Genomic DNA, 13,041 nt, shown 5'->3' with positions numbered 1-13,041 from the left:
CGTACACCTGCTTCAAATTTGGTGACAGCACGATGACATATTCCCCCTTTTTTATCCATGGCAGTGATCGGACGGGCAACTGGCTGGTTACCTGCGATCACGCGACAAACACTGTGCCCGATTTCGTAAATGGCGGCACATTGGGCCTGCCAGAGGCTGATATGGCGCGGCACATCGCCTACGATATCGGCGGGCAAGGGGTCGCGCTGGCGCTCGGCACCCTCTTGAACGCGCCTGTGATCTGCTCGAATTTTTCGCGGCTGGTGATCGACCCGAACCGGGGCCTCGATGATCCCACTTTGGTCATGCAGCTTTACGATGGCACGATCATCCCCGGCAACCGACACCTGAGCGATGGCGAGCGTCAGGCACGGATCGACCAACTTTATCAACCCTACCACGACGCGCTTGGCACACTGGCGGCACGGCCCGGCATCGCAATTGTGTCGGTCCATAGCTTTACACCACAACTCAATGGATACGCGCCCCGCCCATGGGAGGTCGGCGTGCTTTCGGCCCATGACCGACGCTTCGCAGACCCGCTTCTGACCCGGCTCCAAGGAGCGTTGAGCACACCAGTTGGCGATAATGAACCTTACGGTGGTCACTTGCCCGGCGACAGCATTGACCAACATGCGCTGCGTCATGGGCGGCCCAACGCGCTGCTGGAAGTCCGTCAGGACCTGATCCATCAGGCAGACCAACAACAAAAATGGGCGCAGATCATCGCCCCCCACCTTGAAGCAGCACGCCAGGACGCCAATCTCTGACCCAGCCCTTCATTGTTCCATAAATACTGCCGGGGTCTGGGGCAGAGCCCCAGTCCGACGCCTCAGAAAGGATCAAACCCATGGACGCCCAAACCCAGATCGAGCTTGAAGCCGCCGCCTTCCGCCGCCTGCGCCAGCACCTGATGCAGGACCGGACCGACGTGCAAAACATCGACATGATGAACCTGACAGGCTTTTGCCGGAATTGTCTGAGCCGCTGGTATCAAGAGGCCGCAGCGGAAAAAGGCATCGAAATGACCAAGGACGAGGCCCGCGAAAGCTTTTACGGCATGACGATGGCCGATTGGAAAGTAAATTATCAGACCGATGCCACCGGCGCCCAGCAAGAAGCGTTCAAAACGGCCTTTGCCGAGAATGTCGGCGACAAGGGCTAGGCACGCGCACACGCGCGACGCTGGACATCACATCAGCGCCGCGCCACGTTCCGTATCCAAAGCATCGGAGCCCCAAAATGTCAGAAACCACCTACCGCGTCGGCGAACGCGCAACGACCAAGGCCGAACCCAGCAATTTTGAACCCGACCCATTCAAACGGGCCCGCCCACCAGAACCGCTGCAATTCGAAGTGAACCTGGTGGCGCAGGCACACAGCAAACAGCAAAAGACCGGTACGGTGTCGGTGAACATCCCCGGCTTTTCGCCGCTAAAGCTCTATTGCGACGAACAACCACCCGTGGGCGATGACCAGGCTCCGCCGCCGCTGGCCTATTTCTGTGCCGGGATCGGGTTCTGCCTGATGACGCATCTCACCGACATCTACACTGCCCGCAAAATCGAAATCACGTCGCTCAGGCTTGAACAGCGGGTTCGGTTCAAGACGAACCTGTCGCATATGCGCGATCATGGGCACACAACCCAAGGGGAAACAGAGTTGGTGGAAACCCACGTGATCATCGACAGCCCCGAACCCAGCGCGCGCATTCAGGAATTACTCGACGAGGCCGAAGGCGCCTGCATGGCCCATTTCGCCCTGCGCAACCCTATCCCCTGGTCCACCCGACTGGTGCATAATGGTGATGAAACCGTGAACCGGTCGGGCAACACTGCGTAAGGCGGACCTTGGTCCGCCATGGATGCTATCCAGTCGCTACATCGCGACTTTGCGGCTCTCGTCCAGGTAAATCTCGCGCAGACGCGGGGCCACACGGCCCGGCGTTCCATCGCCCAGGGCGTGGCCGTCAATTTCCACCACTGGCATCACGAAAGTAGAGGCCGAAGTGATAAACGCTTCATCCGCGGCGCGGGCCTCTTCAATGGTAAAGTTGCGCTCTTCCACTTCCATCTGCGCCTCGGCGGCAAAGCGCAGCACGGCAGCCCGGGTGATCCCGTGCAAAATGTCATTGGATTTGGCCCGGGTGATGATCTTGTTGCCCTTCACGATATAGGCGTTGTTGGATGTGCCTTCGGTGACAAAACCGTCCTGGATCATCCAGGCGTCATCCGCGCCCGCCTTTTTGGCCATCATCTTGCCCATGGATGGATACAAAAGCTGCACAGTCTTGATGTCGCGGCGACCCCAACGGATGTCCTCAATGCTGATGACCTTAATGCCCTTCTTTGCCGCCGGATTGTCGGCCAGGCCGGGCTTGTTTTGGGTGAACAATACAATAGTCGAAGGCGTCGTTTCCGGGTCGGGAAACGCAAAGTCACGATCAGCAGGGGCGCCGCGGGTGATCTGCAAATAAATCATACCCTCTTCGATGCCGTTCAAACGCACCAATTCGCGGTGAACCTCCAACAGGTCCTCTTTGGAGATGGGCGATGCCATGTCCAACTCGTCTAGAGACCGCTGCAAACGCACGGCGTGACCGTCAAAATCAATCAGCTTGCCATCCAACACGGATGTTACCTCATAGACCCCATCCGCCATCAGGAACCCACGATCAAAGATCGACACCTTGGCCTCATTCTCTGGCAGGTAGTCGCCATTCACATAAACAGTCCGCATCTATTTCATCCTCTTTGGGCAGGGGCCTGAACCCCCGATCATTTCGCTGTGGCATATCGGGCATCGCCCGCAATCAATTGCATTTTCTGGGCCGTGCCGGGGCGACTGCCCCACGCCATCCGGATCAGACCGTCCGACGCGCTGTTTAGGATCAGACAATTGGTGTCACGCGCCGCCCCGGTCGAGGCTTGGCGCCCACCAAACAAACACACAAGCCCATCCGGCGTAACGGTCCAACTGTCGTAATAAACCTTCAGCAAACCGGAATTCGACATTGCAATCTGTTCTGCAAATACGTCCTCAAAGACAATCGCATGGCCCTTGGCCTTGGGAGAGACGATGCTGCGCCCCACCAGTGCGACACGCAAGCGCGCATCCTCTGGCAGATCACCACGCCGCATGGGCTGTGTCGCCATCGCGGCGCGGGCCTCTTGGTTATTGCCCTGAAAATCGAAATCCACGCGGCCAAAAACCTCCGCCGCCTTGCGGCCGTTCACGGGCTTGTAGATATTTGACACTTTGCGCGTCGCTACGACCTCGGGGGCAACACGCCGCCCGGCCACTTCATACAAAACACAATCACGCCGCCCCGGGCGCAATTCAGCTTGGCAATAATTCATCGCTCGTGCGGCTGCGTTTTCCGGCGTATCCACACCCCAGGACCGACCCCAGGCCCCATCCGGCGAGATGGCAAATGCTGTTACATCAGGCTGCCCAGCAATTTCGGCCAGGGCCTTGGCCTGTTTGACCGTCAGTTGAACAGCCCAGCTTTCTTGCGCCGCAACAGCTTGCGGCAGCAACATTATGCAGAACACCAAAACGGCAGTGACTGTCTTGATCATCGGCCGAACCCCTCTGGCCTGCCTATCCCCAAAGTTCCTCGCTGGGCGGGTGCACACCGTCATCGTCAAACAGCAAGGGCGTCTTGCGGTCTTCGGCCAACAAGAGCGGGCCGTCAAGGTCTACGACCCCTGCCCCCTGGGCCACCAGGGTCGCGGGCGCCATCGCAAGCGAAGACCCCACCATACAACCCACCATGATGCCATAGCCTTCGGCCAACGCCGCTTGGCGCAGGGCCAGTGCCTCGGTCAGCCCGCCGGTCTTATCCAGCTTGATGTTGACCACATCATATTTGCCCGCGAGCTGCGGCAGGCTCGCCCGGTCATGGCAGCTTTCGTCGGCACAGACCGGCACGGGGCGGTCCATCCCGATCAGGGCGTCATCCTCACCAGCAGGCAAGGGCTGCTCGACAAGATCGACACCCAGGCGAACCAGATGTGGGGCTAGATCGGCATATACATCCGCCGACCACCCCTCATTCGCATCAATGATTATGCGGGATTTGGGCGCACCCGCACGCACCGCCTCAAGACGGGGCATGTCATCCGGTGTGCCCAGCTTGATCTTGAGCAGGGGGCGAAACGCATGTTCGGCCGCTTGCGCGCGCATCGCTTCGGGCGCGTCCAGCGATAAGGTATAGGCCGTCACTTCGGGTCCCGGCGCGGACAATCCGGCCAAATCCCACGCACGCACGCCTGCGCGCTTGGCCTCAAGATCCCAAAGCGCGCAATCCACCGCATTGCGGCCCGCCCCGGCAGGCAAAAGATCATAAAGCGCCGCGCGGGTTACATCCGCGGGCAAAGCCGAAATCTGATCCGTTACGCTGTCCAGCGTCTCGCCATAACGAGCATAGGGCACACATTCGCCCCAACCGCGATGCAACCCGTCCGAAACCGTCACCGTCAGCACCTGCGCCTCGGTCCGCGACCCGCGCGAGATGGTGAACACTTGCGCCAGCTTGAACACATCCCGCGTCACTTCAATGCGCATGGCTGATCCTTTATTGTCCCACAAATATGTCCGCTTGAGGCGATGCTACATCCCCACCAACGCATCGACCAGCTTGGCAGCACCAAAGCGGAACGGGTCGGTCGCAGGCAGGTTCATGCGGTCTTCGATCTCTTGCAGACACGCCTTGGCCGCCGCCTCATCGAGCGCCTTGGTGTTTACGGACACCCCCGTGATTTGGGCCGCCGGGTTCACAACTTGCGCTATGGGCAGCGCGGTGTCGCGCAACTGCTCCAGCGACGGCAACGCATATTCCGGCAGGCCGCGCATATGAGTGCGCGTGGGTTCGTGGCACAGCACCAGCGCATCAGGCTGGCCACCATGGATCAAGGCCATGGTCACACCGGAGTAAGATACGTGGAACAGGCTACCCTGCCCTTCGATATGGTCCCAGTGGTCCGCATCGTTGTCGGGGGTCAGATATTCAACCGCACCCGCCATGAAGTCGGCAATCACAGCGTCCAGAGGCACGCCCTTGCCCGTGATCAGGATACCGGTCTGACCCGTGGCGCGGAAATCCGAGTTCATGCCACGCGCACGCATTTCGGCGTCCATTGACATGGCGGTATACATTTTGCCGCAGGAACAATCGGTGCCGATCGCCAGCGCCCGCTTGCCTGTGCGTTTCTTGCCGTTCGCGATCGGATAGGCGATCGTGGGCACACGCACATCATGCAGCGTGCCGCCATTAACCTTGGCCGCCGATTGCAGCTCATTCTCGTCGCGCAGCAGGTTGTGCAAGCCCGCCGCAAGGTCATAGCCCATTTGCAGTGCCTTGACCAAAACCACCTTCCACTCGTCCGAGATGAAACCGCCGCGATTGGCCACGCCTATGACCAGGGTCTTCGCACCAGCGGCAAGGCCCTGTTCAAGCGTCATATCGGTCAGGCCCATATCCGCACCGCAGCCCGGCAAACGGATTTGACCCACCGCATTTTCGGGACGCCAGTCCTTGATCCCTTGGGCGACCTTTGCGGCCAGTTGATCAGGCGCATCGCCCAGGAACAAAAGATATGGTGTCTGAATCATGGCGCATTTCCCCTACGAGCGTTTCGCGAAAAATGACGCAGTTTCCACGCAAAGGCATCGCAATTCGTGCCGCGGAGCCGTCAATTCTCGAAGGATTGTGCGCCAGGGCCAAAATATTGCGCAATTCTTGCACACAAGCGTTCTAGCGCCGAATATACCAGCCTTGGCCAAATGCTGCAGGTGCAAAATCACTCTTGCGGCACCCTGCGCAATTTAATAGCAGTTACGCAACAGCTTGACGCAACAATCTTACCGCAAAGGTCCGTATCATGTCCTTCCGCCTGCAACCCGCCCCGCCCAGCCGCCCAAACCGCTGCCAATTGTTTGGCCCAGGGTCGCGCCCAGCCATTTTCGAGAAAATGGCCGCCTCAGCGGCGGATGTGATCAACCTCGACCTTGAGGATTCGGTGGCCCCGTCGGACAAGGACAGCGCGCGCGCCAACGTGATCCAGGCAATCAGCGACATTGACTGGGGCAGAAAGACGCTTTCGGTGCGGATCAATGGCCTCGATACGCCCTATTGGTACCGCGACGTGGTGGACCTGATGGAGCAGGCGGGCGACCGGATCGACCAGATCATGATCCCCAAAGTGGGCTGTGCTGCGGACATTTACGCGGTCGACGCGCTCGTCACTGCAATCGAGACCGCGAAAGGGCGCACCAAGCCGATTACTTTCGAGGTGATCATCGAATCTGCTGCAGGCATCGCCCACGTCGAAGAAATCGCCGCCGCCTCGCCACGCATGGCCGCGATGAGCCTTGGGGCCGCTGACTTTGCAGCATCCATGGGGATGCAGACGACCGGAATCGGTGGCACGCAGGAAAATTACTACATGTTCCGTGACGGTGAAAAACACTGGTCCGATCCATGGCATTGGGCCCAGGCCGCCATCGTCGCCGCTTGCCGGACACATGGCGTTTTGCCGGTTGATGGGCCCTTTGGCGACTTTTCCGATGACGAGGGGTTCCGCGCGCAAGCCCGCCGCTCTGCCACGCTGGGCATGGTCGGCAAATGGGCCATCCACCCCAAACAGGTGGCCATCGCGAACGAAGTCTTCACACCTTCCGAAGAAGCGGTCGCCGAAGCCCGCGAGATCCTCGCTGCGATGGCGACGGCAAAAGCGAACGGCGAAGGGGCGACCGTCTACAAGGGCCGTCTGGTCGACATCGCCTCGATCAAACAGGCCGAAGTGATCGTGCGCCAATCGGAAATGATTGCAGGCGGCTGACCGCCACCCACGGGGTTGTGATTGGATTGACGGGGGCAGGCGCGGGCACAGTCTCGGCACGCCCTCTGACGAAAGGTCACTCCATGCGCCACGCCTTTGCCTTGCTCACCGTCCTGATCCTGGCCCTGCCAGTCGCCGCCGAAATGGCGCCCCGTGAAGGCTGGTCCGTGGCCCAGACCGGAAAACCCTATGAACAGCTGATTGACGACGTCAAAGCAGCAGCCAAGGCCAACAAGATGGGCATCGTGACCCAAGCCGGCCCCACCGGCGCCGCCAAGAACCGGGGCATCACGATCCCCGGCAACCGGGTCATCGGCATTTTCAACAACGTCTATGCGGTCAACATCCTCAATCTGTCGACGGCCGCAATGATCGAAGCCCCAATCCGAATGTACGTAACCGAGAATACAGACGGCACGGCAACGCTCAGCTACAAGTTGCCCAGCACGGTCTTTGCGCCATACATCGACGAAGCCGGGCCAGGGTTGGCCACGATGGCCGCCGAACTCGACGCAATCTTTGCCACGATCAGTGATCAGGCTGCGCAGTAACGCTTCAGTGTTCCCAACATAGTCAAATCAGGCGCGTTCATCTTTGGGCGAGCCCATGACGACATAGGATGTGATGCTGTTCACTTGCGGCAACGCGCCAAGCATATCGGTGTGAAACAGCTTGTAGCTGGGCAGGTCCGCGCATTCGACGCGCAGCAGATATTCGATCGTGCCAGTGATGTTGTGGCACTCGCGCACCTCGCGAGCCCGGGAAATGGCGCGCTCGAACGCTTCCTGACTGGCCTTGGAATGATCGTTCAAGCCCACGGCAATGTAGGCGACAAACCCTGCGCCCAGTTTGGTGCGGTCCATGACCGCGCGGTAGCCTGTGATGACGCCGGATCGCTCCAACTCCTGCACACGGCGCAAACAGGCCGACGGGGACAGGCCAACGCGGTCTGCCAACTCGATATTGCTGATCCGGCCATCGCGACCAAGCTCTTGCAATATTCGTTCGTTTATCTCGTCCAGCTTCGCCATTCATTGCAAATGATAGGGCAATTCTGCATCGATTTGCAATTTCAAGCCAGCATTTTCCAGCCACTTATTGCACATGACACTCGATATTCTCACCGCCCTTGTGGTTTTTGCCTTTGTCAGCTCCATCACACCGGGGCCGAACAACCTGATGCTCATGGCCTCCGGCGCCAATTTTGGCTTCCGTCAGACTGTTCCCCATATGCTGGGGATCGGGATCGGGTTCACCTTTATGGTGATGTTGGTGGGCGGCGGCCTTGTGCAGGTATTTGACGCCTACCCGATCAGCTATACGGCACTAAAGGTCGGTTCAGTGCTCTATCTGCTATATCTGGCCTGGAAAATTGCCAATGCCGCCCCGATCAACGAAGGGCATGGCAAGGGGCAGCCCATGACATTTCTGCAAGCGGCCGGATTTCAATGGGTCAACCCCAAGGCCTGGGCCATGGCCCTGACGGCGGTCTCGGTCTATGCGCCGGACACGACGCTATGGGCGATTTTTCTGGTGGCACTGGTCTTTGGCGCGGTCAATTTGCCCTCGGTCAGCACCTGGACGATCCTGGGCCAGCAGATGGCACGCTTTTTGACCAATCCCGCCCGGTTGACCGCCTTCAACTGGACCATGGCCGCACTTTTGGTCGCTTCGCTCTACCCTGTTCTCTTTCCCTGACGTTGCAAACGGGGCCGGACCCGGCCATATAGCTTCAAACGACAGCGGGAGCGTGCGCGTGACGCAATATCTGGAATTCGAAAAGCCCCTGGCCGAGATTGAAGGCAAAGCAGAAGAGCTGCGCGCCCTCGCCCGCCAGAACGAAGAAATGGACGTGGCCGAAGAGGCTGCGGGCTTGGATGCCAAGGCAGAGGCGCTGCTGGCCGATCTCTATTCCAACCTGACACCTTGGCGCAAATGCCAGGTGGCGCGGCACCCCGACCGCCCTCATTGCATTGACTATATCAACGCGCTCTTTACCGATTACACGGCCCTGGCCGGCGATCGCAACTTTGCGGACGACCATGCTGTCATGGGCGGCTTGGCGCGGTTCAACGACCGCCCCGTGGTGGTGATCGGTCACGAAAAGGGCAACGATACAAAGTCGCGGATTGAGCGTAATTTCGGAATGGCGCGCCCTGAAGGGTATCGCAAGGCGATCCGCCTCATGGATTTGGCAGACCGCTTTGGCCTGCCGGTAATCACCCTGGTGGACACACCCGGGGCCTACCCCGGCAAAGGCGCTGAAGAGCGCGGCCAATCCGAGGCTATCGCCAGATCAACCGAGAAATGCCTGCAAATCGGTGTACCGCTTGTGTCTGTCGTCATTGGCGAGGGCGGTTCCGGTGGTGCGGTGGCCTTTGCCACAGCCAACAAGCTCGCGATGCTCGAACACTCGGTCTATTCTGTGATCAGCCCTGAGGGATGCGCCTCAATCCTGTGGAAGGACGCCGAGAAAATGCGCGAGGCAGCCGAGGCGCTGCGCTTGACCGCGCAGGATCTCAAGCAGTTGGGCGTGACCGACCGGATCATTCCCGAAGCGCAAGGCGGCGCGCATCGTCATCCTGATGCAACGATGGCCTCTGTCAGCAGCGCGATTGAAGCGATGTTGAGCGAATTGGACGGCAAGGACGCAGCCACGCTCATCGCAGATCGGCGCAACAAATTCCTGGCGCTCGGACAGACTGGACTTGCCGCCTAATCATTCGGGCCAAAACCGATGTCTGCCCTCTTGTAGGGCTACCTTGCCGTGGCTCCGTCTGAAACTGCCGCATCCAGAGTTGTCGCCAATGCACCAACCGCTTGCATGTTTGGCAGTATCTGACCGGGCAATTGAAACTGCACCTCCGCCCCACGACCCGAGCTTGGCGACACAGCCGAGATTACGCCGCCGCGTGCACGGACCAATCTGCGTATGCCGAGCAAACCAAATCCGCTGTCCACGCCCAACGCACCCCCATCCAGAAAGGCCAACGCCGGGTCGGCAAAGCCCGTGCCGTCATCCTTGACCGTCACCTCGATCCGGTGCGGCCCCTGTGCAGTAACTGATATCTCAAGTGCGGTCCGCTCTGCTTTGGAATGTTTGAGTGCATTGTCTATCAGATTGCGCAGGATGATCTGGATCGCGATGTAATCCGCATTCAGGTGAAGCTGCGGCACAGTCACCACGTGCAGCCGCGCCGGATCGAGCGTGACCAGAATATCCTCGCAAAGCGCTCGGAGATCAAAGTTGCGCAGATCGCTGCGCGCATTGGCCGCTGCGGCCTGCGCCATGACATCCGACACCAGAGCAAGCGCACGCGTGCTGATTTCCTCGATCATCCCAAGCATCTCGAGCTTGCCATCGCCCATATCCACAAAATCCTCGCGGATGAGATCCGCAAGCGTTTTGACATTGGCGATAGGGCTGCGCAGGTCGTGTGCAGCGAGGCTGACGAAATCTTCCATCTCTGCAACGGTGGCGGACGTGATGGCCTGCATCTGTTCCAACGCGCGTTCCTGAGAGATGTCCTGGGAAATACCGACCATATAGGCGAGGTTGCCCGCCTCATCGCGAACAGGTTCAAGGCGAGTACGTACCCAAAGCGGATTGTCCTTGATCGGGATCGCAATCTCGTAACCCGTCGATTGGCCTGCTTTCCAAGCCTGGGCCTGCCGATCACGCACTGATTCTGCCGCCCGCCCGGTAAACAACTCGTCCGCCGATCGGCCCACCACCTCGTTCAGGGGCCGATCCATGTGGCTCAGGCCACAGGCATTCATAAAGGCATAAACGACCCGCCCGTCATTGGCCTTGACCAAGACAAAGACGGTTTGGGCAACAAGGTCGTAAATCGTAAAATCGGGCAAACGCATCTGACAATCCTACCGTTCGCGCAAACGGTATACGTTTCGCCCTACCAAAGGCTTAAAGTCAGCTCGCCAACATACGAAGGCCCTGGGTCACATCCGAACGAACAGCAATGCGCAGCCCTGGTTCGTCGCCCGCGCGCAGAGCGGCGATGATGTGGCGGTGATATTGCGGGGGTTCGGTGCGTCGCAACCGGCCATATAGCGCGCGCATGGTCGGCCCCATCTGCAACCAGACTGTTTCAGTCATGGCCAGCATCGCAGGGGCCTGCGCGCGCAGATAGAGGGTGCGGTGAAACTCCAGATTGGTGCGGATATAGCTGACTGCATCGCGGTGGGCGACCGCCTCGGCCACAGATGTGTTGATTGTTTGCAACCGCTCGATCAACGCAAGGTGCGCGCGGGGTAAGGCGCGGGTGGCAAGCTCTACCTCGATCAGGGCGCGCAGGGCGGCAAGTTCTTCGATCCGCTCGTTCGACAGTTCGGGCGTGGACACTCGCCCTGATTGCGACATCGTCAGCGCCCCTTCCGCCACCAGACGGCGCACCGCCTCGCGGGCAGGGGTCATCGACACGTCATATTGCTTACCGATACCGCGCAAGGTCAGGGCCTGACCGGGTGCAATGTCGCCATGCATGATACGGGTGCGCAATCTACGAAAAACGCGGTCATGGGCCGCAGACAGGGTGTCACGGGTGCGGGCTTGGCTTTGCATGTGGATTTGTGATCACAAACAAGCGTGTGCGTCAATCGCCAAATCTATAGCCGTGCAAGGCGTTGCCATCGGTTCGCAACCAGCGGCGCTGCGCCTCATAGGGGCCGTGAATACGGGTCACCTCGGCCCAGAAGGCAGACGAGTGATTCATCTGGGACAGGTGCGCCACTTCGTGTGCTGCGACATAATCCAACACCGCAGGCGGGGCCATGATGAGCCGCCAGGAATACATCAACCGGCCCGCCGACGAACAAGACCCCCAGCGAGAGCGGGTATCCCGAATGCTGATCCCGCTATAACTGCGGCCAAGGCGGGCGGCAAAATGGTCGCTGGCTGCGGCAAGGCGATTGCGAGCGAGGGTCTTGAGAAACCCCAACGCCTTTCGGGGCACAGCCGCGTCGTCGCCCGGGACGATCAGGTGGCCCTCTTCCAACCTGACTGCGCGGCCTGTCCCCGAAACAATCTGACGAGGCTGTCCGGCGACGGGAACATGCTGACCCAACGCAACGGCGACACCTTGGACGCGACCGGCCAGATGTTTGCGAATCCATGGCCCTTTTTCTTCGGCAAACCCTAGCGCAGCAGATTCGGTCACATCCTTGGGCAAGGTCAGGGTCACACGGCCATCCAACTGGGAAATACGCAGCGTAATGCGCTTTGCCCGGGTCGAACGGCGCAAGGTCACAGAAATATCTGGATGCCCTTGAAGGACACGGGTGGTCATCCCATTTTCCTCTTCACGCCATAAGGCTTTGACTCCGTCTCGGCCTTATGGCACTTGCCCAGAATCGCTGCAATATTCACTGACCTTGCACGCCTGAAATTGTCAGGCTGCTGCGGGGTCGGAACACAGGAAAAGGATTACCGATGCCAAAGGAAGAATGGGGCACCAAACGGCTTTGCCCAACGACCGGCAAACGGTTTTACGACATGAACCGGAGCCCGATCGTCAGCCCTTACACCGGTGACGTGGTCGAGCTGGACAGTACCAAGACCCGCATGATTGCCGCCGACGCCGAAGATGCCGTCACAGCCAAGGCCAAGGCCGCAACTGCCGCCACGGACGACGATCAGGTGCTGGACGATGATGACGTTGAAGTCGAGCTGGACGATGATCTGCTCGATGATGACGAGGACGAGGATACCGTTCCGCTCGAAGAAATCGCGGACGTGGCGTCGGACGACGACGACTCGTAAAATACCTGGGGCCGGGGTTGAGTTTTTTGCTTGATCCCGCCCGGCAAAGCGCCTAATCAGCGGCGCACGACTGGTAACGGTCGATCAAGAATGGGGCCTTAGCTCAGTTGGTAGAGCGCCTGCATGGCATGCAGGAGGTCAGCGGTTCGACCCCGCTAGGCTCCACCATTCTTGCACTCCCAATTATAAACGACGGCGAATACCAAATGTCCACGTGCTGACTGACGGTCAGCGGCGCGACTTGTCGTAAGTTTCCTATTTAAGGAAAAACGCGCTTCACCCAAATTTCTGATGTCACAGACCAGCAACAATGCTGTCGTTCGCAGATTGCGCGACCGATCAGTGGGCTCGATTTGTTTTTGCGGCACTAGATAAAATCCGCTCAGACCAAATAAACCAAGAGCGCCATAGGGCGCT

At 59.4% G+C, this 13,041-nt stretch carries 16 protein-coding genes and 1 tRNA gene; 9 read left to right on the top strand and 8 right to left on the bottom strand.

Features of this window, described 5'->3' with window-relative positions; all coding sequences use genetic code 11:
- Positions 1 to 32 precede the first annotated feature (32 nt).
- From Q1A44_RS04930 to Q1A44_RS04920, 3 genes are all read left to right on the top strand, one after another.
- Complete coding sequence (locus tag Q1A44_RS04930) at positions 33 to 770, top strand: N-formylglutamate amidohydrolase (RefSeq protein ID WP_299620550.1); 738 nt, start codon at positions 33 to 35, stop codon at positions 768 to 770.
- A gap of 80 nt (positions 771 to 850) precedes the next feature.
- Positions 851 to 1,165, top strand: coding sequence for a DUF1244 domain-containing protein (locus tag Q1A44_RS04925; protein WP_299620547.1), 315 nt, complete (start codon positions 851 to 853; stop codon positions 1,163 to 1,165).
- A gap of 77 nt (positions 1,166 to 1,242) precedes the next feature.
- The gene (locus Q1A44_RS04920; protein ID WP_299620544.1) at positions 1,243 to 1,842 is read left to right on the top strand and encodes an OsmC family protein; all 600 of its coding nucleotides are present in this window, start codon (positions 1,243 to 1,245) and stop codon (positions 1,840 to 1,842) included.
- Between the two features lie 36 nt (positions 1,843 to 1,878).
- Here the strand turns inward: Q1A44_RS04920 and Q1A44_RS04915 are convergent, their stop codons facing one another.
- From Q1A44_RS04915 to dgcN, 4 genes are read right to left on the bottom strand one after another with little or no spacing between them, the layout of a single operon-like run.
- On the bottom strand, positions 1,879 to 2,739 hold the full coding sequence (locus Q1A44_RS04915) for a D-amino-acid transaminase (protein WP_299620541.1): 861 nt from the start codon (positions 2,737 to 2,739) through the stop codon (positions 1,879 to 1,881).
- Between the two features lie 38 nt (positions 2,740 to 2,777).
- A complete protein-coding gene (locus Q1A44_RS04910; protein ID WP_299620538.1) occupies positions 2,778 to 3,581 on the bottom strand; it encodes a hypothetical protein in 804 nt (267 codons plus the stop codon).
- A 22-nt stretch (positions 3,582 to 3,603) separates the two neighbouring features.
- Positions 3,604 to 4,569, bottom strand: coding sequence for an N-acetyl-D-Glu racemase DgcA (dgcA, locus tag Q1A44_RS04905; protein WP_299620534.1), 966 nt, complete (start codon positions 4,567 to 4,569; stop codon positions 3,604 to 3,606).
- Between the two features lie 45 nt (positions 4,570 to 4,614).
- Positions 4,615 to 5,616, bottom strand: coding sequence for an N-acetyltransferase DgcN (gene dgcN, locus Q1A44_RS04900; RefSeq protein WP_299620530.1), 1,002 nt, complete (start codon positions 5,614 to 5,616; stop codon positions 4,615 to 4,617).
- A gap of 269 nt (positions 5,617 to 5,885) precedes the next feature.
- On the opposite strand from dgcN, the gene Q1A44_RS04895 reads away from it, so the two are divergent.
- The gene (locus tag Q1A44_RS04895) at positions 5,886 to 6,845 is read left to right on the top strand and encodes an L-malyl-CoA/beta-methylmalyl-CoA lyase (protein WP_299620527.1); all 960 of its coding nucleotides are present in this window, start codon (positions 5,886 to 5,888) and stop codon (positions 6,843 to 6,845) included.
- 83 nt (positions 6,846 to 6,928) lie between these two features.
- On the top strand, positions 6,929 to 7,396 hold the full coding sequence (locus Q1A44_RS04890; RefSeq protein ID WP_299620524.1) for a DUF302 domain-containing protein: 468 nt from the start codon (positions 6,929 to 6,931) through the stop codon (positions 7,394 to 7,396).
- A 27-nt stretch (positions 7,397 to 7,423) separates the two neighbouring features.
- Here Q1A44_RS04890 and Q1A44_RS04885 read toward each other — a convergent pair whose 3' ends face one another.
- Positions 7,424 to 7,876: an Lrp/AsnC family transcriptional regulator gene (locus Q1A44_RS04885; protein ID WP_299620521.1), complete on the bottom strand. Its 453-nt coding sequence runs from the start codon at positions 7,874 to 7,876 to the stop codon at positions 7,424 to 7,426.
- Positions 7,877 to 7,949: 73 nt separating this feature from the next.
- Between Q1A44_RS04885 and Q1A44_RS04880 the strand changes: the two genes are divergently transcribed.
- Positions 7,950 to 8,543, top strand: coding sequence for a LysE family translocator (locus tag Q1A44_RS04880; RefSeq protein ID WP_299620518.1), 594 nt, complete (start codon positions 7,950 to 7,952; stop codon positions 8,541 to 8,543).
- 58 nt (positions 8,544 to 8,601) lie between these two features.
- Entirely contained in the window at positions 8,602 to 9,564 is a 963-nt protein-coding gene (locus Q1A44_RS04875) for an acetyl-CoA carboxylase carboxyltransferase subunit alpha (RefSeq protein ID WP_299620515.1), read from the top strand.
- Positions 9,565 to 9,602: 38 nt separating this feature from the next.
- Here Q1A44_RS04875 and Q1A44_RS04870 read toward each other — a convergent pair whose 3' ends face one another.
- The 3 genes from Q1A44_RS04870 to Q1A44_RS04860 are packed head-to-tail and all read right to left on the bottom strand — an operon-like array spanning position 9,603 to position 12,151.
- On the bottom strand, positions 9,603 to 10,718 hold the full coding sequence (locus Q1A44_RS04870; protein ID WP_299620512.1) for a PAS domain-containing sensor histidine kinase: 1,116 nt from the start codon (positions 10,716 to 10,718) through the stop codon (positions 9,603 to 9,605).
- A gap of 58 nt (positions 10,719 to 10,776) precedes the next feature.
- Entirely contained in the window at positions 10,777 to 11,427 is a 651-nt protein-coding gene (locus Q1A44_RS04865) for a GntR family transcriptional regulator (protein ID WP_299620509.1), read from the bottom strand.
- A gap of 31 nt (positions 11,428 to 11,458) precedes the next feature.
- Positions 11,459 to 12,151 (bottom strand): SprT family zinc-dependent metalloprotease, encoded by a 693-nt coding sequence (locus tag Q1A44_RS04860; protein WP_299620507.1) that lies wholly within the window; start codon positions 12,149 to 12,151, stop codon positions 11,459 to 11,461.
- Between the two features lie 143 nt (positions 12,152 to 12,294).
- Here Q1A44_RS04860 and Q1A44_RS04855 point away from each other — a divergent pair, with 143 nt between their 5' ends.
- Entirely contained in the window at positions 12,295 to 12,624 is a 330-nt protein-coding gene (locus Q1A44_RS04855) for a TIGR02300 family protein (RefSeq protein ID WP_299620502.1), read from the top strand.
- Positions 12,625 to 12,716: 92 nt separating this feature from the next.
- Positions 12,717 to 12,792: transfer RNA gene (locus Q1A44_RS04850), tRNA-Ala, on the top strand.
- The last annotated feature ends 249 nt before the right edge of the window (positions 12,793 to 13,041 follow it).

It is taken from the genome of uncultured Tateyamaria sp., from assembly GCF_947503705.1.
Classification (GTDB): domain Bacteria; phylum Pseudomonadota; class Alphaproteobacteria; order Rhodobacterales; family Rhodobacteraceae; genus Tateyamaria.
Note: the sequence above shows the minus strand (reverse complement) of the source record. Positions and strands in the feature narration are given on the sequence as shown.